The organism is Citrobacter europaeus (genome assembly GCA_020099315.1).
Lineage (GTDB): Bacteria > Pseudomonadota > Gammaproteobacteria > Enterobacterales > Enterobacteriaceae > Citrobacter > Citrobacter europaeus.
On sequence record CP083650.1, the window covers coordinates 4,705,908 to 4,732,186 of the forward strand.

Annotated in this window: 27 protein-coding genes; 13 read left to right on the forward strand and 14 right to left on the reverse strand. The window is 55.0% G+C overall.

The features are described 5' to 3' along the window. Positions 1 to 32 precede the first annotated feature (32 nt). The 5 genes from livJ to ftsY form a co-directional block, all read right to left on the reverse strand. Entirely contained in the window at positions 33 to 1,136 is a 1,104-nt protein-coding gene (livJ, locus tag LA337_22080; protein UBI15808.1) for a branched chain amino acid ABC transporter substrate-binding protein LivJ, read from the reverse strand. Between the two features lie 320 nt (positions 1,137 to 1,456). Then, a complete protein-coding gene (gene rpoH, locus LA337_22085; protein ID UBI15809.1) occupies positions 1,457 to 2,311 on the reverse strand; it encodes an RNA polymerase sigma factor RpoH in 855 nt (284 codons plus the stop codon). A gap of 270 nt (positions 2,312 to 2,581) precedes the next feature. Then, complete coding sequence (gene ftsX / locus LA337_22090; GenBank protein ID UBI15810.1) at positions 2,582 to 3,640, reverse strand: permease-like cell division protein FtsX; 1,059 nt, start codon at positions 3,638 to 3,640, stop codon at positions 2,582 to 2,584. Then, complete coding sequence (gene ftsE, locus LA337_22095; protein UBI15811.1) at positions 3,633 to 4,301, reverse strand: cell division ATP-binding protein FtsE; 669 nt, start codon at positions 4,299 to 4,301, stop codon at positions 3,633 to 3,635. The genes ftsX and ftsE overlap by 8 nt, the downstream gene beginning before the upstream one ends. 2 nt (positions 4,302 to 4,303) lie before the next feature. Further along, entirely contained in the window at positions 4,304 to 5,818 is a 1,515-nt protein-coding gene (ftsY, locus tag LA337_22100; GenBank protein ID UBI15812.1) for a signal recognition particle-docking protein FtsY, read from the reverse strand. 151 nt (positions 5,819 to 5,969) lie between these two features. Here ftsY and rsmD point away from each other — a divergent pair, with 151 nt between their 5' ends. Together rsmD and LA337_22110 are read left to right on the forward strand one after the other, a co-directional pair. Next, complete coding sequence (gene rsmD / locus LA337_22105) at positions 5,970 to 6,566, forward strand: 16S rRNA (guanine(966)-N(2))-methyltransferase (protein UBI15813.1); 597 nt, start codon at positions 5,970 to 5,972, stop codon at positions 6,564 to 6,566. Next, on the forward strand, positions 6,556 to 6,831 hold the full coding sequence (locus LA337_22110; protein ID UBI15814.1) for a DUF1145 family protein: 276 nt from the start codon (positions 6,556 to 6,558) through the stop codon (positions 6,829 to 6,831). The genes rsmD and LA337_22110 overlap by 11 nt, the downstream gene beginning before the upstream one ends. Before the next feature lie 100 nt (positions 6,832 to 6,931). Here the strand turns inward: LA337_22110 and LA337_22115 are convergent, their stop codons facing one another. Next, a complete protein-coding gene (locus LA337_22115; GenBank protein ID UBI15815.1) occupies positions 6,932 to 7,291 on the reverse strand; it encodes a DUF2500 domain-containing protein in 360 nt (119 codons plus the stop codon). A 141-nt stretch (positions 7,292 to 7,432) separates the two neighbouring features. Here LA337_22115 and LA337_22120 point away from each other — a divergent pair, with 141 nt between their 5' ends. Together LA337_22120 and zntA are read left to right on the forward strand one after the other, a co-directional pair. Beyond that, a complete protein-coding gene (locus LA337_22120) occupies positions 7,433 to 8,059 on the forward strand; it encodes a lysoplasmalogenase (protein ID UBI15816.1) in 627 nt (208 codons plus the stop codon). A 74-nt stretch (positions 8,060 to 8,133) separates the two neighbouring features. Further along, positions 8,134 to 10,332: a Zn(II)/Cd(II)/Pb(II) translocating P-type ATPase ZntA gene (gene zntA, locus LA337_22125; protein UBI15817.1), complete on the forward strand. Its 2,199-nt coding sequence runs from the start codon at positions 8,134 to 8,136 to the stop codon at positions 10,330 to 10,332. A gap of 94 nt (positions 10,333 to 10,426) precedes the next feature. Here the strand turns inward: zntA and tusA are convergent, their stop codons facing one another. Continuing rightward, entirely contained in the window at positions 10,427 to 10,672 is a 246-nt protein-coding gene (tusA, locus tag LA337_22130; GenBank protein ID UBI15818.1) for a sulfurtransferase TusA, read from the reverse strand. A 168-nt stretch (positions 10,673 to 10,840) separates the two neighbouring features. Here tusA and LA337_22135 point away from each other — a divergent pair, with 168 nt between their 5' ends. Then, positions 10,841 to 11,506, forward strand: coding sequence for a 7-cyano-7-deazaguanine/7-aminomethyl-7-deazaguanine transporter (locus LA337_22135; protein UBI15819.1), 666 nt, complete (start codon positions 10,841 to 10,843; stop codon positions 11,504 to 11,506). A 72-nt stretch (positions 11,507 to 11,578) separates the two neighbouring features. Next, the gene (locus tag LA337_22140) at positions 11,579 to 12,136 is read left to right on the forward strand and encodes a DcrB family lipoprotein (GenBank protein UBI15820.1); all 558 of its coding nucleotides are present in this window, start codon (positions 11,579 to 11,581) and stop codon (positions 12,134 to 12,136) included. A 3-nt stretch (positions 12,137 to 12,139) separates the two neighbouring features. On the opposite strand, the gene LA337_22145 is transcribed toward LA337_22140, so the two are convergent. Next, a complete protein-coding gene (locus LA337_22145) occupies positions 12,140 to 13,357 on the reverse strand; it encodes an MFS transporter (GenBank protein UBI15821.1) in 1,218 nt (405 codons plus the stop codon). Between the two features lie 133 nt (positions 13,358 to 13,490). On the opposite strand from LA337_22145, the gene LA337_22150 reads away from it, so the two are divergent. The 3 genes from LA337_22150 to nikR all read left to right on the forward strand — a co-directional run bounded on the left by LA337_22150 (position 13,491) and on the right by nikR (position 15,632). After that, positions 13,491 to 14,540 (forward strand): AI-2E family transporter, encoded by a 1,050-nt coding sequence (locus tag LA337_22150; protein UBI15822.1) that lies wholly within the window; start codon positions 13,491 to 13,493, stop codon positions 14,538 to 14,540. Positions 14,541 to 14,602: 62 nt separating this feature from the next. Then, the gene (gene acpT, locus LA337_22155) at positions 14,603 to 15,181 is read left to right on the forward strand and encodes a 4'-phosphopantetheinyl transferase AcpT (GenBank protein ID UBI15823.1); all 579 of its coding nucleotides are present in this window, start codon (positions 14,603 to 14,605) and stop codon (positions 15,179 to 15,181) included. 49 nt (positions 15,182 to 15,230) lie between these two features. After that, entirely contained in the window at positions 15,231 to 15,632 is a 402-nt protein-coding gene (gene nikR / locus LA337_22160) for a nickel-responsive transcriptional regulator NikR (GenBank protein ID UBI15824.1), read from the forward strand. Positions 15,633 to 15,745: 113 nt separating this feature from the next. Here the strand turns inward: nikR and LA337_22165 are convergent, their stop codons facing one another. The 6 genes from LA337_22165 to hpaR all read right to left on the reverse strand — a co-directional run bounded on the left by LA337_22165 (position 15,746) and on the right by hpaR (position 22,273). Next, positions 15,746 to 16,105, reverse strand: coding sequence for a type II toxin-antitoxin system HicB family antitoxin (locus LA337_22165; GenBank protein ID UBI15825.1), 360 nt, complete (start codon positions 16,103 to 16,105; stop codon positions 15,746 to 15,748). Further along, entirely contained in the window at positions 16,102 to 16,377 is a 276-nt protein-coding gene (locus LA337_22170) for a type II toxin-antitoxin system HicA family toxin (GenBank protein ID UBI15826.1), read from the reverse strand. Before LA337_22170 ends, LA337_22165 begins: the two co-directional genes overlap by 4 nt. A gap of 77 nt (positions 16,378 to 16,454) precedes the next feature. Continuing rightward, on the reverse strand, positions 16,455 to 17,579 hold the full coding sequence (locus tag LA337_22175; protein ID UBI15827.1) for an ABC transporter permease: 1,125 nt from the start codon (positions 17,577 to 17,579) through the stop codon (positions 16,455 to 16,457). Next, positions 17,579 to 20,326, reverse strand: a complete 2,748-nt coding sequence (gene rbbA / locus LA337_22180) for a ribosome-associated ATPase/putative transporter RbbA (protein ID UBI15828.1) — start codon at positions 20,324 to 20,326, stop codon at positions 17,579 to 17,581. Before rbbA ends, LA337_22175 begins: the two co-directional genes overlap by 1 nt. Then, on the reverse strand, positions 20,323 to 21,390 hold the full coding sequence (locus LA337_22185; GenBank protein UBI15829.1) for an HlyD family efflux transporter periplasmic adaptor subunit: 1,068 nt from the start codon (positions 21,388 to 21,390) through the stop codon (positions 20,323 to 20,325). The genes rbbA and LA337_22185 overlap by 4 nt, the downstream gene beginning before the upstream one ends. A gap of 442 nt (positions 21,391 to 21,832) precedes the next feature. Further along, on the reverse strand, positions 21,833 to 22,273 hold the full coding sequence (hpaR, locus tag LA337_22190; GenBank protein ID UBI15830.1) for a homoprotocatechuate degradation operon regulator HpaR: 441 nt from the start codon (positions 22,271 to 22,273) through the stop codon (positions 21,833 to 21,835). A gap of 283 nt (positions 22,274 to 22,556) precedes the next feature. Here hpaR and LA337_22195 point away from each other — a divergent pair, with 283 nt between their 5' ends. Genes LA337_22195 through hpaD form a run of 4 tightly spaced genes read left to right on the forward strand, consistent with a single transcriptional unit; the run spans position 22,557 to position 26,272 of the window. Next, the gene (locus LA337_22195; protein ID UBI15831.1) at positions 22,557 to 23,189 is read left to right on the forward strand and encodes a fumarylacetoacetate hydrolase family protein; all 633 of its coding nucleotides are present in this window, start codon (positions 22,557 to 22,559) and stop codon (positions 23,187 to 23,189) included. Then, on the forward strand, positions 23,186 to 23,950 hold the full coding sequence (locus tag LA337_22200) for a fumarylacetoacetate hydrolase family protein (protein UBI15832.1): 765 nt from the start codon (positions 23,186 to 23,188) through the stop codon (positions 23,948 to 23,950). The genes LA337_22195 and LA337_22200 overlap by 4 nt, the downstream gene beginning before the upstream one ends. Then, positions 23,947 to 25,413, forward strand: a complete 1,467-nt coding sequence (hpaE, locus tag LA337_22205) for a 5-carboxymethyl-2-hydroxymuconate semialdehyde dehydrogenase (protein UBI15833.1) — start codon at positions 23,947 to 23,949, stop codon at positions 25,411 to 25,413. The genes LA337_22200 and hpaE overlap by 4 nt, the downstream gene beginning before the upstream one ends. Position 25,414: 1 nt before the next feature. Beyond that, the gene (gene hpaD, locus LA337_22210; GenBank protein ID UBI15834.1) at positions 25,415 to 26,272 is read left to right on the forward strand and encodes a 3,4-dihydroxyphenylacetate 2,3-dioxygenase; all 858 of its coding nucleotides are present in this window, start codon (positions 25,415 to 25,417) and stop codon (positions 26,270 to 26,272) included. The last annotated feature ends 7 nt before the right edge of the window (positions 26,273 to 26,279 follow it).

A 26,279-nucleotide genomic window follows, 5' to 3' on the forward strand; every position in this document is an offset into this window, starting at 1 on the left:
CGGGTAAGGCGAAGCCGCCACCCGGCACTCAATTACTTGGCGTCTGTCGCCGTCCCGTTTGCGTGCCAGTCAAACACGCCGAACTCGAAGCCTTTCAGATCGCCCTTCGCATCCCATGACAGCGGCCCCATTACGGTTTCCACTGAGTTTGCTTTCAGGTATTTGGCAATTTCAGCCGGATCGTCAGACTGGTTCAGGCCGGCCTGCAAGGATTGCAGCGCGGCGTAGGTGGTCCAGACGAATGCGCCGCTCGGATCCTGTTTCTTGGCTTTAATAGCATCTACGATGGGTTTGTTCGCCGGAACCTGATCGTAGTTCTTCGGTTTCGTCACCAGTAAACCTTCCGCAGACTCGCCCGCGATGTTAGACAGCGATACGTTCGCTACCCCTTCCGGTCCCATAAACTGGGTTTTCAGGCCAGCAGCGCGCGCCTGACGCAGAATCTGCCCCATTTCCGGGTGGTAACCACCGTAGTAAACGAAATCAATATTTTCTTTCTTCAGACGCGCCACCAGCGTAGAGAAATCTTTTTCGCCGGCGGTGATACCGTCGAAGAACACCACATCAGCGTTGGCTTTCTTGAGGTTGTCCTGCACGGAGCGCGCCAGGCCTTCGCCGTACTGCTGTTTGTCGTGAACGATGGCAATGCGCTTCGGTTTCACTTTATCGACGATATATTTCGCCGCAGTTGGGCCCTGATCGGAATCGAGACCGGTGGTACGCAACACCAGATTATAGCCGCGCGCGGTCAGTTCTGGCGCCGTTGCCGCTGGGGTGATCATCAGAATACCTTCGTCTTCATAGATGTCTGATGCAGGCTGAGTGGAAGAAGAGCACAGGTGACCAATAACGTATTTAATCCCGTCGTTGACCACTTTGTTAGCAACCGCTACCGCTTGTTTCGGGTCACAGGCATCGTCATATTTCACCATGACCAGTTTGTCACCCTTCACGCCGCCCTTGGCGTTGATATCTGCGATCGCCTGCTCTGCGCCAGTAAATTCCTGATCGCCATACTGCGCTACCGGACCGGACATCGCGCCGACAACGGCCACTTTAATATCCTTAGCAAACGCCATATTGCTCAAAGACAGGGCGATACATCCTGCCAATAACGCTTTACCCTTCATATTCATCCTGACAATCCCCATTATTGTGGTTATTACGTGTGTTGTGATGTTGTTGTTCAGCACTTTATTTCGATTATTGGATAGCCACCCGTGCTTTAGCAGCATACTCTGCTAAAACATACCCGATTTTTATTATTTTGGAATAGCTAAATTTACATCCAGATAACAAATTCGTGTCTGTGGAGGGGAGGAAAGGTCATAGGCCCGATAAGCAAAGCGCCATCGGGCAAAGGTGTTGCCGGATGGCAGCGTAAACGCCTTATCCGGCCTACAAAAAACAAAACCCCCGAATTCACATTCGAGGGTACATTGGCAATGCGCGAAGATTACGCTTCGATCGCCGCACGCAGTTTTTTCATGGCGTTCTTTTCAAGCTGACGAACACGTTCAGCGGAAACGCCGTAGCGATCGGCCAGCTCCTGTAACGTCGATTTGTTGTCTTCGTCCAGCCAACGGGCACGAATGATGTCCTGGCTACGCTCGTCCAGGCCTTCCATTGCGTGGGTCAGTTTGTTCGCGGCCTGATCTTCCCAGTTATCTTCTTCAATGCCGTCGGCAAAGTTAGAAGATTTATCCTGCAGATACAGCACCGGAGCCATCGGCTGGCTGTCAGACTCATCGTCTGAAGACATGTCAAACGTCATGTCCTGCGCCGCCATACGGGATTCCATTTCGCGCACGTCTTTGCTGGAAACACCCAGTTCGCGAGCAACCATTTCGACTTCATCCTGGTTAAACCAGCCCAGACGCTGCTTGGTTTTACGCAGGTTAAAGAACAGTTTACGCTGCGCTTTGGTGGTCGCGACTTTAACGATACGCCAGTTACGCAGGACGTATTCGTGGATCTCAGCTTTGATCCAGTGCACGGCGAAAGAAACCAGGCGCACACCCACTTCCGGGTTGAAACGGCGCACGGCTTTCATCAGGCCGATATTACCTTCCTGAATCAGATCCGCCTGCGGCAGGCCATAGCCCGCATAATTACGAGCAACATGAACAACAAAGCGCAGGTGAGACAGGATCAGCGTTTTAGCTGCTTCCAGATCGCCCTGGTAATGCAGCTTTTCAGCCAGTGCCCGCTCCTCGTCAGCCGACAACATCGGCCACGCGTTCGCAGCCCGGATGTAAGATTCCAGGTTACCAACAGGGGCTAAAGCTAAATTTTGCATTTCTTTGGTCATTCAAATCCTCTCAATCTTTTCATCTGGCGCATTGGCTAAAAACTAATTAACAAAAACCAGTAGCAACAACCATGCCAGAGCTTATGAGCAACGAGAATATCATTCAATCTTTTATCAGACAGTGATTTTATCCACAAGTTCCATGTCGTAATGTGTATAGATTACGCACAAAATGTGACATCACAATGAATACGCCGGGAAGAGACAACAGGGACTCTTTCCCTGCAGAGCGAACTACTCAGTGCAGGGAAAGATTATACCAGAGATTTTTTAATCGGGGGTAAAGTGGCGTAAATGTTGAACCGTGGCAAGCCAGGCTGCCACCCAGCCAATCATCGAGCACACCAGCAGCAATAACAGGCATTCGTCGAATGATAAGCCGTTGATATCAAACTTGGTTCCAAAAACCTGCGCCACTTCAGTTACCGCTGACGACAGACGCATCACCAAAATTTCTGACAAAATCAGTGAAAGAAATGCGCCGGAAAAACCGAGCAGTGCACCACCATAAAGGAACGGACGCAGGATAAATCCATCCGTCGCGCCAATCAGTTTCTGCACGTTAATGGTATCGCGACGCGCAAAAATACTCAGACGTACGCTGTTACCAATGACGAGGAAGACCGCCGCCACCATCAGCACGCCAATCATCGCGGAAACGCGTCCAACAAGGCCCGTCAGCGCCGCCAGGCGAGCGAACCAGCTGTCATCCATCCGCACTTCATCAATACCGTTGATTTGTGCGATGCGGTCACGCAGCGTGTTCAGCGACTCCGTCCCCTGGAAGTCCAGTTTAGGGATAACCACCGCCACGGCCGGCAGCGGGTTCTCTTCCAGCATATCCAGCGCGCCGCCAAAACCAGACCAGTTACGGAATTCACCCAGCGCGTCGTCACGGGAAAGATAATTCACTTTCTCAACGCCCTGCTCGGCCTGCAACTGACCCACCACCCGCGCCGCCGCATCATCATCCAGCGTTTTTTGCAGGTAAACGGTGATCTGCGGGGACGGATAATACTGGCTTGCCGCATGGTCTACGTTCTTATAAACCATGTAGCACACGCTTGGCAGCGTCAGGGAGATGGCAATAACCATCACCGTCAGAAACGTCGCCAGCGGCTTGCTTTTCAGGTCCTGCAACGCGCCCTGGAACGCATAACGTACCTGCTCGTTAAAGACATTGGTTTTACGCGAGTTCGGCTTTGGCGCAGCTTTCGCCCGCTTTGGCGCGTTGCGACCGCCGTCACCCGGCGCACCGCCCGATTTACGAAAGCGATCCAGTCGGCCACCGAACTGCTTGATTTGATTAATAGCGTCACGTCTATTCATGCGCCAGGCCTCCATGCAGATGTCCATCGCTCAGAACCATTTGGCGATAGGAGCGACGGGAGATCAGGCCAATATCGTGCGTGGCCATTAATACCGTGACCCCGACGCGGTTAAACTCTTCGAACAGGCGAAGGATCCCTTCTGACAGCGCGTCATCCAGGTTCCCCGTTGGTTCGTCCGCCAGCAGTACCGCAGGTTTGTTCACCACCGCACGAGCGATGCCCACGCGCTGTTGTTCACCGCCGGAGAGCTGAATCGGGAAGTTTTTCGCTTTGTCCAGTAGCCCGACTTTATCCAGCGCCGCTGACACGCGACGACGAATATCGTCCCCGCTGGCGCCCGCGATGATCAGCGGGATTGCCACGTTGTCAAACACGGTTCGGTCCATCAACAGGTGGTGATCCTGAAAAATCATGCCAATCTGACGACGCAGAAACGGCACTTCACGGTTTTTCAAACGGCTGATGTCATGCCCGCTGAAGTAGATTTTCCCGGCGCTGGGCCGTTCAATTCCACAAATCAGCTTCAGCAGGGTACTTTTCCCCGCGCCGGAGTGGCCGGTCAGAAACGCCATCTCGCCAGGCTGCATATGGAAGGTCACTCCCTGCAGCGCTTGTCTCCCACCGAGATAGGCCTTGCTGACATGTTCAAAGCGAATCATTGTTAATCCTCTCGGGCAAAAAGTGCCTCTATAAAATCGTCCGCTTTAAACGGACGTAAATCCTCGATACGTTCGCCCACACCGATATAACGGATAGGGATGCCAAACTGATCGGCAACCGAGAAGATGACCCCGCCCTTCGCCGTACCGTCCAGCTTGGTCAGGGTGATACCGGTTAAGCCCACCGCTTCATGGAACAGTTTGGCCTGGCTTATCGCATTCTGCCCGGTGCTGGCGTCGATAGTCAGCATAACTTCATGCGGCGCATCTTCGTCCAGCTTCTTCATGACGCGAACGATTTTTTTCAATTCTTCCATCAGGTGCGATTTATTCTGCAAACGCCCTGCGGTATCAGCGATCAGCACGTCTACGTTACGCGCCTTCGCCGCCTGGATGGCATCAAAGATAACGGACGCAGAATCCGCACCGGTATGCTGAGCAATCACCGGGATATTGTTACGCTGACCCCAGACCTGCAGCTGTTCTACCGCCGCCGCACGGAAAGTATCGCCCGCCGCCAGCATGACCGATTTACCCTGTTGCTCAAACTGACGCGCCAGCTTACCGATAGTGGTGGTTTTGCCCACGCCGTTGACGCCAACCATTAAGATAACAAAGGGTGTTTTGCCATCAACATTCAGCGGTTCGTCAACCTTCGCCAGAATCTCGCCCATCTCGTCTTTCAGCAAACCGTACAGCGCTTCCGCGTCTTTAAGCTGCTTGCGACTGGCGCCTTCCGTCAGATTCGCAATGATCTTGCGGGTCGTTTCTACGCCCACGTCGGCGATGAGCAACTGCTCTTCCAGCTCTTCAAACAGATCATCGTCGATCTTTTTACCACGGAACAGACTGATAAATCCGGAACCGAGGTTTTCTTTTGTTTTCAGCAGGCTGCGTTTCAGGCGCGCAAAGAAACCTTCTTTAGTTGGTTTTTCCTGCTCCTGGACTGCCTCTTCTTTTACCGGTTCTTCAACGGCTGGTTCTTCTACCGGCACCACTATGACGGCTTCTTCAGCAGCCTCAGCGGCCAGCGCTTGTGCTTCCAGCTCTTCGTCGGTCAGTTGCGGTTCGTTTTCAGCTTCTTCTTCAGCCGCCTCAACGATTTCCACGGTTTCCGCTTCGGCCTGCCACTCTTCGGCAGAAACATCTTCGGTTTTAACCTCTTCCGGCAGCGGCAATTCTTCGCGTTCGATGACCACCGCTGCTGGCGTTTCCACTACAGTTTCAGCAACCGGCTCAATCTCCAGTTGCGCTTGTTCGGCGACAGGTTCGTCTTCCGGCTGCAGTTTTTCGATTTCCGCAACCTGTTCAGTTACTTCAACGACTTCAGCTGCAAAGGCTTGCGTTTCAGCCTCGCTACGGGTTTCCTCGACGTGCGGTTGTTCGTCAACGACGGTAGTTTCTTCAGCAACCGGTTGTTGTTCTTCGTTTTTTACTTCTGTCTCGTTTTCCGGTGCCTGCTCTTTTTGACCAAAGCCCAGCCAGGAAAAAAAGCCACGTTTTTTCTCTTTCGCCATTTGCGACTACACTCCCCCGCTGTTGCTTCATGGCACAGCGTCAACGCTATGTACATAGCAGCTAAAAAAATGATGAAATAGTCTATCACTTAACTTAACTCACATCACCGCCTGGAATGACATGCTATAGGCGGATTGAGCAATAATAGAAATGAAAAAACCGAATCACTCTGGTAGCGGCCAGATTCGCATTATTGGCGGGCAATGGCGTGGCCGTAAACTCCCGGTTCCGGACAGCCCTGGCCTGCGTCCGACCACTGACCGTGTACGCGAAACGTTGTTTAACTGGCTGGCCCCGGTAATGGTCGATGCCCACTGCCTGGACTGCTTCGCCGGCAGCGGCGCGCTGGGTCTGGAAGCTCTCTCTCGCTATGCGGCAAATGCGACGCTTCTGGAGATGGATCGCGCGGTATCTCAGCAGCTACAAAAGAATCTCGCCACGCTGAAAGCCCCCCATGCCCGCGTCGTCAATACCAATACGCTGACATTTTTGGCCCAGACGGGTACGCCGCATAACGTGGTATTTGTTGACCCGCCGTTCCGCAAAGGATTACTGGAAGAAACATTAACTCTTCTGGAAACTCATGGCTGGCTGGCAAATGAAGCGTATATTTACGTTGAAAGCGAAGTAGAAAACGGTTTGCCGCCGGTTCCGGTAAACTGGTCGCTATACCGTGAAAAAGTCGCCGGACAGGTCGCCTATCGCCTGTACCAACGTGAAGCACGAGGAGAATACGATGCTGATTAACCTGGGACGCCTGCTGATGCTGTGCGTCTGGGCATTTTTACTACTGAATATTTTTCAACCCTTTCCACGCCCGCTTAACATCTTCGTTAACGTCGCACTGATATTTATGGTGCTAATGCATGGCATGCAACTGGCGCTGCTAAAAAGCACCATGCCCAAAGATGGCCCGCAGATGACCGGTGGAGAGAAAATCCGTATTTTTCTGTTCGGCGTTTTTGAACTGCTGGTGTGGCAGAAGAAGATTAAAGATCAGTTGAAGAAGTAACTGCGCTCTTTTCGCCCAGCGGCGCGTTGCGAGCCGGGGCGACAAAATTTGTAGGCCGGATAAGGCGTAAGCAGCCATCCGGCATCAGTCAGATGAAATCTTAGCGTTCAGCCGTAAAATCAATAAAACGCGAACCTTTGTAACTCAGCGTGCCTTTATCCCCAACCGTTAACGCATGGTACTGGCGGGCGTCCAAACGAAAGGTTTGCTCGAGGCCGCCGCTTTGTGGCTTAAAGCTGGCTTCATAGCGCATGCTGGTTCCTGCCGGGCTCACTTCCTGCTGACGGGATCGCCGATCGTTAAGCGGTTTTTCCCGTTTGTTACTCACCACCACCTGCTTTTGCACCAGCGGCGCCGCATCATTATCGGCTTTTTCACGCCGCTGCTGGACAAAACGAAACGACGCGGCGACAACGATTAAGATAATGATAATAATGAAAAAAAGTGGTGGTTTGCTCATGTTATTAACCCATCAGAAAATGCGGAAATAAGCATACATTGCCTGTTATGGTGTTGTCATCTGGCTGTGTCGGCCTCTACACTGGACAGTAGAGCCGTGAGCACCCCGCTTACGAAAAAATAACGAATTCAAGGAACTAAGATGCTTTGGTCGTTTATCGCTGTCTGTCTTTCCGCATGGTTGTTCGTGGATGCTTCCTATCGTGGGCCTGCATGGCAACGCTGGGTCTTTAAGCCCCTGACATTGCTGCTCCTGGCGCTGCTGGCCTGGCAGGCGCCAATGTTTAACGCTATCAGCTATCTGGTACTGGCTGGCCTGCTTGCCTCACTGCTGGGTGATGCGCTTACGCTGTTACCGCGCCAACGCCTGCTGTACGCCGTGGGAGCATTCTTCCTGTCGCATCTGCTGTATACCATCTACTTCGCCAGCCAAATGACGCTGTCGTTTTTCTGGCCTCTGCCGTTGGTGCTGGTCGTAATGGGGGCGTTGCTGATTGCCGTGATCTGGACGCGTCTGGAAGAGCTGCGTGTCGCTATCTGCACCTTTATCGGCATCACGCTGATGATGGTCTGGATGGCCGGAGAGCTGTGGTTCTTCCGCCCGACCGCGCCGGCGCTGTCGGCATTTATGGGCGCATCGCTCCTGTTCATCGGCAACATTGTCTGGCTGGGTAGCCATTATCGTCGCCGCTTCCGCGCCGATAACGCAATTGCCGCCGCCTGCTACTTCGCCGGACATTTCCTGATTGTTCGTTCGTTGTATCTTTAAAACGCTTGACTCTGGAGTCGACTCCAGAGTGTATCCTCCGGTTAATACGAAATGATTATCAACCGGAGGATGCCATGTCGACACCCGATATCCGTGGCAAAAAGGTCCCACAATTCTCTTCTTTCAAGCCAGTGCCTGCGCCACAAAAGGTGGATGACTGCTGCTGCGAAGGAAGCTGCTCTACCCCACCGCCCGTATCCGATACCGTACAAGGTACCCGCTATTCCTGGAAAGTGGCGGGCATGGACTGTGCGGCCTGCGCCCGAAAAGTAGAGAATGCGGTCCGCCAGGTCAGCGGCGTCAACCAGGTCCAGGTTCTGTTCGCCACTGAAAAACTGGTAGTCGATGCCGGTTCCGATATCCGTCAGCAAGTTGAAAACGCGGTGCAGAAGGCAGGCTATACCCTGCGCGATGAGCACGCGTCGGACGCCGCTCCCGAGTCACGCTTTAAAGAGAACCTGCCGCTGATTTCGCTGATTATCATGATGGCGATTAGTTGGGGGCTGGAGCAGTTCAATCACCCCTTTGGTCAGATAGCGTTTATCGCCACCACGCTGGTTGGTCTGTATCCCATTGCCCTTCAGGCTCTGCGCCTGATGAAAACCGGCAGCTACTTTGCCATTGAAACGTTGATGAGCGTGGCCGCCATTGGCGCACTGTTTATCGGCGCTACGGCGGAAGCCGCCATGGTGCTGTTGCTGTTTTTAATTGGCGAACGCCTGGAAGGATGGGCCGCCAGCCGCGCCCGCAAAGGGGTCAGCGCGCTGATGGCGCTCAAACCGGAAACCGCCACACGCTTGCGTAACGGCGAGCGCGAAGAGGTGGCTATCAATACTCTCCGGCCTGGCGATGTTATTGAAGTTGCCGCAGGTGGACGTTTACCTGCCGACGGCAAACTGGTCTCTGGTTTTGCCAGCTTTGATGAAAGCGCCCTGACCGGCGAATCGATCCCCGTTGAACGCGCCACCGGCGAGAAAGTCCCGGCCGGCGCCACCAGCGTGGACCGTCTTGTAACGCTGGAAGTACTCTCCGAGCCGGGTGCCAGCGCCATTGATCGTATTCTGAAGCTGATTGAAGAAGCGGAAGAACGCCGTGCCCCCATTGAGCGCTTTATTGACCGTTTCAGCCGGATTTACACCCCGGCCATTATGGCGGTTGCGCTGCTGGTCACCCTCGTACCGCCGCTGCTATTTGCCGCATCCTGGCAGGAGTGGATTTACAAAGGACTGACGCTGCTGCTGATTGGCTGTCCTTGCGCTCTGGTGATTTCAACACCCGCAGCCATTACTTCTGGTCTTGCCGCCGCGGCGCGTCGTGGCGCGTTAATCAAAGGCGGGGCCGCGCTGGAACAGTTGGGTAAAGTCACGCAGGTGGCGTTTGATAAAACCGGCACCCTGACCGTCGGTAAACCACGCGTCACGGCGATTCATCCGGCAAGCGGTATTGGTGAGGCTGAACTGCTGGCGTTGGCAGCGGCTGTAGAGCAGGGCGCGACGCACCCGCTGGCACAAGCGATTGTTCGGGAAGCACAAACGCGCGAGCTGACTATTCCTGTCGCAAAAGAGCAACGGGCGCTGGTTGGCTCTGGAATTGAAGCGCTGGTCAACGGCGAACGCGTGCTGATTTGCGCGGCCGGTAAGCAGCCTGCCGATGCCTTTGCCGGACAGATAAGCGAGCTGGAAAGCGCGGGCCAAACGGTAGTGCTGGTGCTGCGTAACGATACCGTTCTCGGCGTGCTGGCCCTACAGGACACGCTGCGAGACGACGCTCGCAGCGCCATCAGCGAGCTTAATCAGATTGGCGTGAAAGGGGTGATCCTGACCGGTGATAACCCACGTGCGGCCGCCGCCATTGCCGGTGAACTGGGCCTCGAATTCAAAGCGGGTCTTTTGCCGGAAGATAAGGTACAGGCCGTTACCCATCTTAACCAACAGTCGCCGCTGGCGATGGTCGGCGACGGCATCAACGACGCTCCGGCAATGAAAGCGGCCACAATGGGTATTGCGATGGGAAGCGGGACCGACGTCGCGCTGGAGACCGCCGATGCCGCCCTGACCCACAACCGTCTGCGTGGTCTGGTGCAAATGATTCAGCTGGCGCGCGCCACCCACGCCAATATTCGCCAGAACATTGCGATTGCGCTGGGCCTGAAGGGGATTTTTCTCGTTACCACGCTGCTCGGGATAACCGGGCTGTGGCTGGCGGTGCTGGCCGATACGGGGGCGACGGTACTGGTGACCGCTAACGCGCTGCGGTTATTGCGTAAAGGATAATGTGTGCGCCGGGTGCGGCGTTGCCTTATCCGTCCTGGAGGTTACACCGTCTTTGTAGGCCGGATAAGCGTTAGCGCCATCCGGCATAACAAGATTACTGGCCTTTGCGCACCAGATAGCGGTACGGCAGAGAGTCAGTCTCTTTGGCCACCAGCTCATGTTCCATAAAGGTACAAAAGCCGGGAATGTCACGGGTTGTTGCCGGATCGTCGGCGACAATCAGCAGCGTTTCACCCGCCTGCATGCCGCGCACGGTTTTACGTACCATCATTACGGGTTCCGGGCAGCGCAACCCCTGGGCATCAAGAGTATGGTCGGGAGAGGTAAACAGATCGCTCATCGTAGTCTCGTTCATTCAAAAACGGCGTTATTTTACGCTCTGTTGTGGCGTAAGCCAATCAGGTTAACGATTGCGTGAAAAACAACCATTGCAATGTGCTCTTAAAGCAGTATCATGCGACGGTTTTTTATTGGGTTCCCTCACCCCATCCAACAAAAAGGTCACAATATGACTCCGTTTACACAATCTCAGCGCGTAAAAGCGTTGTTTTGGCTATCGCTATTTCATCTGCTGGTGATCACCTCCAGCAACTATCTGGTGCAGCTCCCGATCTCCATTTTTGGTTTCCATACCACATGGGGCGCTTTTAGCTTTCCGTTTATATTCCTCGCGACCGACCTGACCGTGCGTATTTTTGGCGCGCCGTTGGCACGACGTATCATCTTTGCGGTCATGATCCCTGCGCTGCTGATCTCCTATGTCGTTTCATCCCTGTTCTATATGGGATCGTGGCAGGGCTTCGGCGCGTTGCTGCACTTTAATCTGTTTGTCGCCCGTATCGCCGCCGCCAGCTTTATGGCTTACGCGCTGGGACAAATTCTGGATGTGCATGTCTTCAACCGCCTGCGTCAGAACCGGCGCTGGTGGTTGGCGCCGACGGCTTCCACGCTGTTTGGCAACATCAGCGATACATTGGCCTTCTTCTTTATCGCCTTCTGGCGCAGCCCGGACGCCTTTATGGCCGAGCACTGGATGGAAATCGCGCTGGTCGATTACTGCTTCAAAGTGCTGATCAGCATTATTTTCTTCCTGCCAATGTATGGCGTACTGCTGAATATGTTACTGAAAAGGCTGGCAGATAAATCCGAAATCTCTGCATTGCAGACGAGTTAAAGGTTCATTTTCCGAGTTGTGATAAGATGAACGAATGAGCCGTTATGGCCGTTTATCGAAAGGAAGAAGTCAATGCGCAATCTGGTTAAATATGTCGGTATTGGCCTGCTGGTTATGGGGCTTGCGGCCTGTGATAATAGCGATACAAAAGCGCCAGCAGAGGGTGCTGCCGCGGAGAGTAGCGCCACCGGACAACCGGTCAGCCTGCTGGACGGCAAACTCAGTTTTTCCCTGCCTGCGGATATGACCGATCAGAGCGGCAAGCTGGGCACTCAGGCGAACAATATGCACGTATATTCTGACGCAACCGGCCAGAAAGCGGTGATTGTGATTGTTGGCGACAATACCAACGAAGATCTTGCCGTACTGGCAAAGCGCCTGGAAGATCAGCAGCGTAGCCGCGACCCGCAACTGCAGGTCGTCACCAATAAATCTATTGAGCTGAAAGGCCACACGCTGCAGCAGTTAGACAGCATCATCTCGGCCAAAGGCCAGACCGCTTACTCTTCCGTAGTGCTGGGTAAAGTGGACAACCAACTGCTGACTCTGCAAATCACGCTGCCTGCTGACGATCAGCAAAAAGCGCAGACGACCGCAGAAAATATCATTAACACGCTGGTTATCCAGTAACGGTTAAGACGATGACGCGGCCTCCGGTGACACCACCTGAGGCCGTTTTTTTAACCGCCAGGTCAGCAACAACGCCACCGCTACCAGCCCGGCTGCCGCCAGATAGATAACCGGCACGCCCGCCCACGTCATGACCAGCCCGGCCAGCGGCCCGGTAACCCCCAGTGATAAATCCATAAACACCGTGTAGGTCGCCAGCGCAGCGCCCTGATTTTGCTGCGGAACGGCTTTTACCGCCACCACGCCCAGCGCCGGGAAGACTAGCGAGAACCCAGCGCCGGCCAACAGAACACCGATTTTCGCCATCCACGGCATGGAAGCCATCCCGACCAGCAGCAGCCCAACAATCTCGACGCTAAAGCAGATCATTGCCACATTCAGTCCGCCTAAGCGGTTGATGCCGTTTGGGAACAACAAACGCGTGCCCACAAACGTGCAGCTAAAAAGCGTCAGCGCGAATGCGGCGCCATCCCAGCCTTTGGCATCATAAAACAGGGTAATGAAGGTAGCGATTACCCCAAATCCAGCGGAGGCCAGGGCCAGCGCCATACCGTACAACCAGACGCGCCCAAGTACCGCGCGAAACGGCAACGGTTTGCCTTTACTGGCTTTCACCGCCGGACGAGGGAGCGCCAGCAGTATCGCCAGCAACGCCACGCCCATCACGGTCAGCGCCAGCCCCCGTAAGCCTCCCCAGGCATAAAACAGAACGCCCAGCGGAGCGCCTATCGCCATCGCGCCATAAGTCACGATGCCGTTCCACGAAATCACCCGTCCGATGTGCATTGAGCCAACAACCCCCACGCCCCACAGCGTAGAGCCGGTTCCGGCAAAGCTTTGCCCGATGCCAAGAATCACGCGCCCCAGGCATAGCAGCAGCAGACTGGCCAGCGGCCAGCCGTTCGTTGAGCCCGCCAGTAAATAGCCCAGCCCACTTAAAAAGCAGCCGCACAGCCCGAATACCACAATCTTCTTTGGTCCCAGCAGGTCGGCATAGCGACCTGCGTGAGGACGGCTCAGCAGCGTAGCGAAATATTGCAGGCTGATGACCAGACCTGCCCAGAAAGCGCTAAATCCCATCACGTCATGGACGTAGCCAGGCAATACCGCGAGCGGCAGGCCGATGGTCAGGTAGCTGGCGAAATTAAACATCACCACAGAAACAATACGCAGATTCAGGCGTAAACCGCTAAGCGTCGGTTCAGCGACGGGTTCGGGCATGGAGGGTCACCACATTTTCACAACAGTGTTTCATTTCTACCATGTTGCAGACTATAAATCAGCAGCCAGTTTAGGAATAACAGACGCAAGCCAACCGCTACACTTAATGCAAAAACGCAAACAGGAAGAAAACATGACAACCGCTCAGCCCGATAAAACGGGTTTGCACATTTTGCTCAAACTGGCCGCTCTGGTGGTGATCCTCGCAGGTATCCATGCCGCGGCGGATATCATCGTACAACTTCTGCTGGCCCTCTTTTTTGCCATTGTATTGAATCCGTTAGTCACCTGGTTTATTCGTCGGGGAGTGCGTCGCCCGGTAGCCATTACGTTAGTGGTGGTGGTGATGCTGATCGTTCTTACGGCGTTGGTCGGCGTTCTGGCGTCGTCAATCACTGAATTCATGGACCTGCTGCCAAAATACAATAAGGAGCTGACGCGCAAAGTTCTGTATTTGCAAGAGATGGTGCCTTTTCTGAATCTGCATATGTCCCCAGAACGCATGCTGCAACGCATGGACTCCGACAAGCTGATGACCTTCACAACCACGCTGATGACAAGTCTATCCGGCGCCATGGCCAGCGTCGTCCTGCTGGTGATGACGGTGGTCTTTATGCTGTTTGAAGTGCGTCATGTCCCCTATAAACTGCGCTTTGCGCTGAACAACCCACAAATCCATATTGCAGGACTGCATCGGGCGTTAAAGGGTGTATCTCACTATCTGGCGCTGAAAACGTTGCTCAGCCTATGGACCGGCGCTATTGTCTGGCTGGGGCTGGCGCTGATGGGTATTCAGTTTGCTCTGATGTGGGGCGTGCTGGCATTCCTGCTAAACTACGTGCCCAATATTGGCTCGGTCATTTCCGCCGTCCCGCCCATGATCCAGGCGCTGCTGTTCAACGGCGTTTACGAATGCGTGCTGGTCGGCGCGCTGTTTCTGGTGGTGCATATGGTGATTGGCAATATCCTCGAACCCCGCATGATGGGGCACCGGCTGGGATTATCGACGCTTATCGTCTTTCTCTCTTTGTTAGTGTGGGGATGGCTGCTTGGTCCGGTTGGTATGTTGCTCTCCGTGCCGTTAACCAGCGTGTGTAAAATCTGGATGGAAACGACCACAGGCGGCAGTAAGCTGGCAATTTTGCTGGGGCCCGGCAGGCCCAAAAGCCGATTACCGGGATAAACTTGCAAACGGCATGTGAAGAATGGTACACAACCCCATTATTACTAAAGGTTAGCCGTGATATGTACCGGATTGTTCTTGGGAAAGTTTCTGTTTTAAGCACTGGCGCGTTGCCTGCCGCACTGAGTGATCAGGCCCCGCAAGGTGCTCACCGTGCGCGCTGGCTGGCAGGTCGCGTGCTGCTTTCCCATGCGCTTTCGCCATTACCGGACATTGTCTACGGAGAACAAGGAAAACCGGCCTTTTCCGCCGACACGCTGCTGTGGTTCAATCTCAGCCACAGCGGCGATGATATCGCCCTGTTGCTCAGCGACGAAGGGGAAGTCGGCTGCGATATTGAAGTCGTGCGCCCACGCGATAACTGGCAGACGCTGGCAAACACGGTGTTCAGTCTCGGAGAACATGCCGAAGTTGAGGCCGAATGCCCGGAGCAACAGTTGGCGGCGTTCTGGCGCATCTGGACGCGTAAAGAAGCTATTGTGAAACAGCGTGGCGGCAGCGCCTGGCAAATTGTCAGCGTCGATAGCACCGCACTAACCTCCTCACTCTCTGTCAGCCAGTGCCAGCTCGACGCCCTGAGTCTGGCGGTCTGTACCCCCACGCCGTTTACCCTGACCGCAGACGCCGTGCAGCGTCTGTAACGCCCTCATTCCCGTGCGCCACCGCGCCATATCGTAAGGTTGAAATCGGATGCAACGTATCACCATTACCCTCGATGATGATTTACTGGAAACGCTCGACGGCCTGAGCCAGCGCCGTGGCTACAACAACCGTTCCGAAGCGATCCGCGATATTCTGCGCGGCGCACTGGCGCAGGAAACCACTCAGGAGCATGGCACTCAGGGCTTCGCGGTGCTCTCGTATGTTTATGAGCATGAGAAACGTGACCTGGCGAGCCGCATTGTTTCTACTCAACACCACCACCACGATTTATCGGTCGCCACGCTGCACGTGCACATCAACCATGACGACTGCCTGGAAATCGCCGTGCTGAAAGGCGACATGGGCGAGGTGCAACATTTTGCCGATGACGTGATTTCCCAGCGCGGCGTGCGCCACGGTCATTTGCAGTGCCTGCCGAAAGAAGAGTAATTGCCTGTTTCGTTGCCGGATGGCGGCTGCGCCTTATCCGGCCTACGTCCGTTACCGTCTGTAGGTCGGGCAAGCGAAGCGCCCCCGGCAATGATGAGCAAACCAGCTAGCAACTATGCCTGTTTGAGACTTTTGCTGAGCGTTTCGATGATCCATGTATTGACTGATACCTGTTCTTCCGCTGCCGCAAAACTTAAACGTTCTCCGAAAGACTCTGGATAGCGCAGAGTAAATGTCTTCAGCTTTTCCGGGTTTGCGTAAGGTTCTATCCCTGCGGCAGAGCAATCATCAAGATAATCTCGTAAGGAGATCTCTCCCTCTTTTTGCAGCCCCTGAATGCTGTCAGAGACAAAATCACAATAGCCTGACAATCCCAGGAACTTACCGCGAAACGCATTAAGCTCAGGGACATAATTAATCACCGCAGGTTGACCGGCGATTTCCATTGAGTTTGGCGTTTTGGGTTTGATCATGGTTTTACCCCTATACTTGTTAACCAGTCACGTACGTTTTCGACCGCGCCTTTATCTGTATCCGGAGAAGGATGTGGTCTATGAAAACTCGCAATGCTCTTATTTAAAAGAAATTTACACCGTGAGCCTCGTCCTTCTTTGATTTCGCCACCTAACGCCTTGATCAGTGACTCAATTTCCGACCACTTGATTCCCTGCGGCGTCGGTGCTTTAAAAAGCTGATCCAGCGTGTTCTTTTGCTTTTTGCGTAAAGACAACACTTTTTCCTTCATCGCATGTCCTTATGACTTCATCCTTTGAAGTCATATTATAACAGCACACAATGCAGTCAAGATATGAAGCCAACCAATTACGCCATCGTACCAATCGTCTTTCGAAAGCGTAGTAGCGCTATCAGGAAAAACGCGCTGCCGATCGCCAGCAGCGTCAGAAACTGCGGCCAGACGATGCTAAACCCAGCTCCGCGATAAAGTATCGCCTGCGCGAGACTGACGAAATGGGTAGTCGGCATCGACAACATAATGTCCTGCACCGCCTGCGGCATACTTTCACGCGGAGTGGAGCCGCCGGAGAGCATCTGTAACGGCAGCAGCACCAGAATCATCAGCAGCCCCAGTTGCGGCATAGAACGTGCCAGCGTGCCCATAAAAATGCCGATCGAGGTGGTGGCGAACAGGCTCAGCGCCACGCCCAGCATAAACAGCGGTATTGAGCCTTCAATCGGTACCCCGAGCACGCCTTTTACCATCAGCATCAGCGACAGACCGGAAACCACCAGCACCACCAGCCCCATCGACCAGATTTTTGCCATCATGATCTCAAACGGCGTCACCGGCATCACCAGCAGATGCTCAATGGTTCCGTGCTCGCGCTCGCGAATCAGCGCCGACCCGGTAAGCACGATCGCCAGCATGGTGATGTTGTTGATAATCGCCATTACCGCGCCAAATCGAGCAGGTTCCAGATTAGGGTTAAAGCGCATGCGCATTTCCAGCGCCACCGGCGGCTCGCTGTTATCACGGTAACGTGCCACAAAGCTGTTCACCTCGCCGCTGATGATATTCTGGATATAGCTGTTGCCGGTAAAGGCCTGGCTCATCCGAGTGGCATCGACGTTCACCTGTATATCCGGTTGTCGTCCGGCCAGAACATCACGCTGAAAATCAGGCGGAATGTTCACGGCGAAGGTGTAGCGTCCGGCATCCAGCCCGGCATCCATCTCATCGGCAGTAATCATCTCCGGCGGTAAAAACCACGGGCGATAAAAGCTGTTCACAATCCGATTCGACAACTGCGACTGGTCCATATCGGCAATGGCAATCGGCGCCAGATGCAGCGAACCCGGGAGGACGGTCGCGGAAGAGTAAACCGAAATCGTGAAAGCGAAGACGATCAGCGTCAGCATCGCTTTGTCACCCAGCAAACTGCGTAACTCTTTGATGCCGAGGTTATAAATATTGCGTAATCGGCGCATCACCCCTCCTGTTTTTTCAGCAGTAATACGCTCAGACCAATCACCACCGGAATGGCCACCGCCAGCGGAATAAACAGCGGCCAGAGATCGGTCAGATCCAACGCTTTAGAGAACGTCCCACGCGCGATAGTCAGAAAATGGCTGGTCGGGTAAATTTCACCAATCCACCGTCCCGGCCCTTCCAGCGAGGCGACCGGATCGATCATCCCGGAAAACTGCGTCGCCGGGATCAGCGTTATAATCGCCGTACCAAAAATGGCGGCGATCTGGCTTTTCATAAACGTAGAGATTAATAAGCCCAGCCCGGTGGCAATGGTGACGTACAGCAGCGCGGCCAGCGCCAGGGTCACAAAGCTCCCCTTATGCGGGACCCCGAACACAAACACCGACAGCGCGCACAGCAGCAAGAAGTTCAGCATGCCCAGCACGATGTAAGGCAACTGTTTGCCGAGTAAAAACTCGCTGCGGGTCGTGGGCGTAACGTACAGGTTGATAATCGACCCCAGCTCTTTCTCACGTACTACGCTGAGGGCGCTGAGCATGGAAGGGATCATCATCAATAGCAGTGGGATCACCGCCGGAACAATCGCCGGCAGACTTTTCACATCCGGGTTGTAACGATAGCGAGTTTCAATGGTCATCAATCCGTTTTGCCTACTGGCATTGGGTTGACGCGCCATCACATCCTGCAGCCAGGTCTGGTGCATCGCCTGCACATAGCCCCTGACCGTTTCAGCACGGCTCGGCATTGCGCCATCGATCCAGACGCCAATCTTCACCGGTGTTCCGCGCGCAATATCGCGGCCAAAATTTGGCGGGATTTCAATTGCTACCGCGACTTCGCCCGAACGCATCCGTTTGTCCAGCTCGTCATAACTGGCGAGCGGCGGCTGCTCGATAAAATAGCGCGAGCCCGCCAGATTCAGCGTCCACGCCTGGCTGCTGACGGTCTGGTCACGATCGAGCACCGAAAACCGCAGGTTTTCCACATCCATGCTAATGCCATAGCCCATGATAAGCATCAGGATCACCGTGCCCATCAGCGCCAGCGTTGAACGAACCGGGTCACGCCGCAGCTCCAGCGCTTCGCGGCGGCTGTAGCTGAACAAGCGCCGCAGGCTAAAACCCTGCCGCGGCGGGTTATTGTTTTCATGCACTGCCGGAACATTGCCTGGCGCTAACTGAGCTTCCGGCGCCGGACCAGCCGCTTCCTGTAACCAGGAGATAAACGCCTCTTCCAGACTGGCGGCGCCGCGCTGTTTCACCAGTTCCTGCGGCGTGCCGCTGGCCAGTACTTTTCCGGCGTGCATCAGCGACATCCTGTCACAGCGCTCCGCTTCGTTCATAAAGTGGGTGGAGATAAAAATGGTCACTTTGTCCTGGCGCGACAGATCAACCATCAGTTGCCAGAACATGTCCCTCGCCACCGGATCGACCCCGGAGGTCGGTTCATCGAGAATCAACATCTCCGGGCGATGGATAACCGCCACCGCCAGCGACAGGCGTTGACGGATCCCCAACGGCAGCGCGCCGGGCAACGCGTCTTCGACATCGGTCAGCGAAAAGCGCTCGCTCATCTCCTGTATCCGCCCCGGAATTTCTGCTTCGGGGATATGGAACAGCCGCGCGTGTAGTTCGAGGTTTTGCCGGACGGTCAGCTCGCTGTAGAGCGAAAACGCCTGTGACATATAGCCTACCCGGCGGCGGGTATCGATATTTTTCGGGTCAACCGCTTGCCCAAACAGCCACGCCTCGCCCTCGCTTGCGGGCAGCAGCCCGGTGAGCATTTTCATGGTAGTGGATTTACCGCATCCGTTAGAGCCGAGAAAACCGAAGATTTCCCCGCGCGGAATACGGAAGTTAACGTGGTCCACCGCCACAAATTTACCGAAGCGCATGGTCAGGTCTTTCGCCTCGATGGCAATCTCTTCCTGCTCAGCGTGATACGGCGGGATCACCACCGGTTTATGCGCCTGGCGCTGGGCTTCGGGTAACAGCGCGATAAATGCCTGCTCCAGCGTGTCGCTGGCGGTTTGTTCACGGAGCTGCTGCGCGCTCCCGGTGGCTAACACCTCCCCGGCGTTCATCGCCACCAGCCAGTCAAAGCGCTCGGCTTCTTCCATGTAGGCGGTGGCAACCAGCACGCTCATGTTGGTCTGTCGCTGGCGGATGCTGTTAATCAGATCCCAGAACTGGGCGCGGGACAGCGGGTCGACCCCGGTGGTGGGTTCATCAAGAATCAACAGTTCCGGGTCGTGGATTAACGCGCAGCACAGCCCCAGCTTTTGCTTCATGCCGCCCGAGAGTTTCCCGGCAGGACGATCGCGAAACGGCGCCAGTCCGGTGCTGTTCAGCAGCTCGGTAATCCGTGCTTCGCGCTCCGCTTTGTCATGACCAAACAGCCGGGCAAAGAAATCGACGTTCTCATACACTGACAGCGTGTGGTACAGGTTTTTCCCCAGCCCCTGCGGCATCCAGGCAATTCGCGGGCAGACATCCCGGCGATGCTTCGGGTCGCGCATATCGCCGCCCAGTACCCTCACGTTGCCGTGTTCAATAACCCGTGCCCCGGATATGAGAGACAGCAGGCTCGATTTTCCGACGCCATCCGGACCAATCAGCCCCACCATGCAGCGGGCGGGGATATCCAGCGTGATATTGTTCAGCGCTACCGTTTTCCCGTAATGCTGACTCACGCCGTCAAGGTGCGCCACGGGAGGAACGGGAACCAGCGCCAGATGCGTCATTGCGGCAACCTCACGACCAGGTCGTCAGGCCAGGCGCGATTTTCATCAACACGCACCCACGCCATACCCGGCAGACCGGTTTTCACGTACTCAAGATGCTGCTGTAACAACTCTGGCGGGATACGCGCTTTGACGCGAAACATCAGCTTCAGCCGTTCATCGCTGGTTTCGACCGTTTTCGGCGTGAACTGCGCCACGCTTGCCACAAAGCTGATGGTTGCCGGAATACGCAAATCCGGTGCGGCATCCAGCACCAGACGCGCTTCACCGCCAATCTTCAGTAAGCCAGCCTGCTCGGTAGGCAAGAAGAACGTCATGTAGACATCGCTGAGATCGACCATATTCAGCACGCGCCCACCCGCAGAAAGTACCTCGCCCGGTTCGGCTACGCGGTACTGCACGCGACCATCGCGCGGGGCTTTCAGCTCACTGTCATCAATATCAGCCGCAATACGACGTTCGGTGGCTTGCGCGGCTTCTACGCGGGTTTGCGCCTGAATAATGCTGGTGCGAGCGGCTTCAATGGCGGCTTTTGCCGCAGAGACCTGCGCCTTTGCGGATTCCAGCGCAGCGCGTGCGCTTTCTGCCGCAGCCCGATCGTCATCCAGTTGTTGCTCAGATACAGCCCCACGCTGGGATAGAGAACGAGAACGCACGTGGCGTTTAGAGACCGACTGCAGTTCCGCCTCGCGCTGTTTGACCACCGACTGCGCGGCGCGCATTTCACTTTGCCGCTGTTCTAACAGCGCCCGCGCCGCCGCCACCGCGCTTTCAGCTTCCTTGATTTGGGCGACCGCTTCCAGCCGCTGCTCCTGCAGCACACGGGTATCCATTTTCGCCAGCACTTCGCCCTGACGAACGAATTGCCCTTCTGACACGAGGATCGTGTCAATTCGTCCGGCAATCTTGGTGGCAATATCCACTTCCGTGGCCTCAATTCTGCCGTTGCTGGCTGCGAACCCTTCCGGTATTCCGGCAGGGCGGAGCATCCACCACGCTATCGCGGCCACCACGACCAGGAGGCCCGCGCCCCACCACATCAAATGACGCTTCAACTTATCCATATTCGACCCGCCGTAATCCCTGTTTTCAAACGATGCGTGTCACAAAGCCCACTAAATAGCTATTCAGCGGGAGATTCCATCCGGGATGAGAAGGAATGAGAAACAATGGCCAGAGAGCGGACAGGCGCTAAGGCAACCTGCGCCGCGCAGGAAGTGAATGACGAAAGTGCTGTGAGATCGGGTAGTAATGTTGTCATCATCAGCGTTCCTGGCCGGAAATGAAACACGCATACTCATAACTGCTGTCTATTGAATACTAACACCTGGATTCAATATGTCTATTCGGTTGTAGCACGGATGTTGCAGGCAAAAAATCGTGCCCGGCAATCCATTTGCCGGACAAACGTTCTTCTTAGAAGGTTAGCTGGATGACTAAGGTAACGCACTGAAAGTACCATTTTTTGTATGGCGTCCAGAACGTTACTTCTGGCTCTGGAACGCCTTAAGATCCCTCTTCCTCTGCCCGCGCTCCATTGCCCAGGGAAATAAACTCTTCCAGCAGCATGGTAAGTTGCTGCATTTTTTCGACGGTAAAATCGGCTTCTATCAGGCGATAGGCCTCTTCCACCTGGACCTGCGCACTTTCATAAAGTTTTGAACCGGCCGGGGTTAGAGAAACGTACAGCTTGCGCTGATCGTTAACTGGCTTGAGGCGCAGAACCAGGCCATCGCGTTCCATGCGGGTCAGGATGCCCGTCAGACTCGGGCGTAAAATACAGGCGCGAAAAGCCAGATCGTGAAAATCCATCGACGGGTTTTCGGCAAGGATACGCACGATACGCCATTGCTGTTCGGTAAGATTGTGGCGTTTAACGATCGGGCGAAAGTGGGCCATCGCCGCTTCCCGCGCCTGTAGTAGCGCGATAGTTAATGAATCATGCATGACTGACCTCTGAATCACACCTTCATTTGTTAATAAGTTAATAATTAGCGTTAATCACACCAGAACGCAACCGGTTTCTGTCTCTGAAAAGTACAGGTCGAGATAAGAAGATAATCTTATATATTGATTTATAAGAAATAAAAACAAAACCTGTAAATTTATTGTTAATCAGATCACAAATCATTCACTTCTGTTTGCCAAACCTTTCTGCAAAGCATAAAAAATGATCATTAATATGTTAATGAAATGATCGTATCCGAAATCAGAATCAGAGGAGTGGTGAATGAAAGGTACCATTTTCGCCGTGGCGCTTAACCACCGCAGCCAGCTCGATGCCTGGCGCGAAGCGTTCCAACAGGCCCCCTACAAAACGCCGCCAAAGACCGCGGTGTGGTTTATCAAACCGCGTAATACCGTTATCGGCAACGGAGATAGCATCCCCTTCCCGCAGGGTGAAACCGTGCTAAGCGGAGGGACTGTGGCCCTGATCGTCGGTAAAACCGCCCGTAAAGTAACTGCAGAAAAAGCGGTTGCTTACATTGCCGGATATGCGCTGGCTAACGACGTAAGCCTGCCGGAAGAGAGCTTCTATCGCCCGGCAATCAAAGCCAAATGCCGCGATGGCTTCTGCCCGATTGGCGCACTTTCTACGCTCAGCGACGTCGATAACCTGACCATTATCACCGAAATCAACGGTCGGGAAGCTGACAGTTGGAACACTGTTGATCTCCAGCGCTCCGCCGCCGAGTTGCTAAGCGCCCTGAGTGAATTCGCGACCCTCAACCCTGGCGACGCCATTCTGATCGGCACCCCGCACAACCGCGTAACCCTGCGACCAGGCGATCGCGTACGTATTCTTGCCGCAGGCCTCCTGCCGCTGGAAAACCCGGTGGTTACCGAAGGAGAACTGGCATGAAACAAGCACGTATTGAGTGGCAGGGACAACAACACAACGTCCAGATCGATGAACGCGAGCAGGTTCGCCTGGCTGACGGCAGACTGCTAAAAGAAGGCGAATTTCGTTGGCTGCCGCCCGCCGACGGCACGCTGTTCGCGCTGGGTCTGAACTACGCCGATCACGCCAGCGAGCTGGAGTTCAAGCCGCCCACCGAACCGCTGGTGTTTATCAAAGCGCCAAACACCTTTATCGGCCACCAGCAGGAATCGGTACGCCCGGATAACGTTGAGTACATGCACTACGAAGCCGAACTGGTGGTGGTGATCGGCAAAACCGCGCGTAAGGTCGCCGAAGCCGACGCCATGGAGTACGTAGCCGGATACACCGTCTGCAACGACTACGCCGTCCGCGACTATCTGGAAAACTACTATCGCCCCAATCTGCGGGTAAAAAGCCGCGACACTCTGACGCCAATAGGCCCCTGCATCGTCAACAAAGCGGATATTCCTGACCCGCACACCCTGGCCCTGCGCACCTGGGTCAACGGCGAACTGCGCCAGCAGGGCACCACCGCCGATCTAATCTTCAGCATCCCGTTCCTGATCGCTTATCTGAGCGAGTTTATGACCCTGCAACCGGGCGACATGATCGCCACTGGTACGCCAAAAGGGCTGTCAGACGTGGTGCCGGGCGATGAAGTGATCGTCGAAGTGGAAGGCGTCGGCCGTCTGGTCAACCGCATCATCAGTCAGCAGGCATATGAGGAGAAGCTGTCATGAAAAAGATTAACCATTGGATCAACGGCAAAAACGTCGCGGCTACGGAGTATTTTCACACCACCAACCCGGCAACCGGTGAAGTGCTGGCGGAAGTGGCCTCCGGCGGTGCCGACGAAGTGAATCAGGCGGTGGCGGCAGCGAAGGAAGCGTTCCCTAAATGGGCCAATCTGCCGATGAAAGAGCGTGCACGCCTGATGCGCCGTCTGGGCGACCTGATCGACCAGAACGTCCCTGAAATTGCCGCCATGGAGACCGCCGACACCGGCCTGCCGATCCACCAGACCAAAAACGTGCTGATCCCTCGCGCGTCGCATAACTTCGAATTTTTCGCCGAAGTGTGCCAGCAGATGAATGGCAAGACCTATCCGGTCGACGACAAGATGCTCAACTACACCCTCGTACAGCCGGTCGGCGTTTGTGCACTGGTGTCGCCGTGGAATGTGCCGTTTATGACCGCCACCTGGAAAGTCGCGCCGTGCCTGGCGCTGGGCAATACCGCTGTGCTGAAGATGTCCGAGCTTTCGCCACTGACTGCCGATCGTCTGGGTGAACTGGCGTTAGAAGCAGGCATTCCGGCAGGCGTATTGAACGTGGTTCAGGGCTACGGCGCAACGGCAGGCGATGCGCTGGTACGCCACCACGACGTACGCGCGGTGTCGTTTACCGGCGGTACCGCCACCGGGCGCAATATCATGAAAAATGCCGGGCTGAAAAAATACTCCATGGAACTTGGCGGCAAATCACCGGTGCTAATTTTTGAAGATGCCGATATTGAACGTGCTCTTGATGCCGCGCTGTTTACCATCTTCTCGATCAACGGCGAACGCTGCACCGCTGGCTCGCGCATTTTTATCCAGCAGAGCATCTACCCCGAATTCGTCAAACGCTTTGCTGAACGTGCCAACCGCCTGCGCGTCGGCGACCCAGCCGACTTGAACACTCAGGTAGGCGCGCTGATTAGCCAACAGCACTGGGAGAAAGTCACCGGTTATATCCGCCTCGGCATTGAAGAAGGGGCGACCCTGCTGGCGGGCGGCCCGGATAAACCCGCCGACCTGCCTGCACATCTGAAAAGCGGCAACTTCCTGCGCCCAACGGTGCTGGCGGATGTCGACAACCGCATGCGTGTCGCGCAGGAAGAGATATTTGGCCCGGTAGCCTGTCTGCTGCCGTTTAAAGACGAGGCGGAAGGTCTGCGCCTGGCCAACGATGTGGAGTACGGCCTCGCCTCTTATATCTGGACCCAGGACATCAGCAAAGTGCTGCGCCTGGCACGCGGCATCGAAGCCGGAATGGTGTTCGTCAATACGCAGAACGTCCGCGATCTGCGTCAGCCGTTTGGCGGCGTGAAGGCTTCTGGTACAGGCCGTGAAGGCGGCGAATACAGCTTTGAAGTGTTCGCCGAAATGAAAAACGTCTGCATCTCGATGGGCGACCATCCGATCCCAAAATGGGGAGTCTGATATGGGAAAGTTAGCTTTAGCTGCAAAAATTACACACGTTCCGTCGATGTATCTCTCTGAACTGCCGGGGAAAAACCACGGCTGTCGTCAGTCAGCCATCGATGGACATAAAGAGATAAGCAAACGCTGCCGCGAAATGGGCGTCGATACCATCATTGTGTTCGACACCCACTGGCTGGTCAACAGCGCCTACCACATCAACTGTAGCCCCCATTTTGAGGGGAACTATACCAGCCACGAACTGCCGCACTTTATTCGCGACATGGCCTACCGCTACGAGGGAAACCCGGAACTGGGCCAATCAATCGCCGTTGAAGCCGTCAAACTGGGTGTGCGTGCTCAGGCACACAATATTCCCAGCCTGACGTTGGAATACGGCACTCTGGTACCGATGCGTTATATGAACGAAGACAACCACTTCAAAGTCGTTTCCATCTCAGCATTCTGTACCGTGCATGACTTCGCGGACAGTCGCAAGCTGGGTGAAGCAATTCTTAAAGCTATCGAGAAATACGACGGCACCGTGGCGGTCCTGGCCAGCGGCTCACTGTCGCACCGCTTTATCGACGATCAGCGTGCGGAAGAAGGCATGAACAGCTACACCCGCGAGTTCGACCATCAGATGGACGAGCGGGTCGTGAAGCTGTGGCGTGAAGGTAAGTTCAAAGAGTTCTGCACCATGCTGCCGGAGTACGCCAACTACTGCTACGGCGAGGGCAACATGCACGACACGGTGATGCTGCTCGGCATGCTGGGCTGGGATAAATATGACGGCAACGTTGAATTCATCACCGAGCTTTTCGCCAGTTCCGGCACCGGCCAGGTCAACGCCGTCTTCCCGCTGCCTGAGCAGGTTTAAGGAGTTC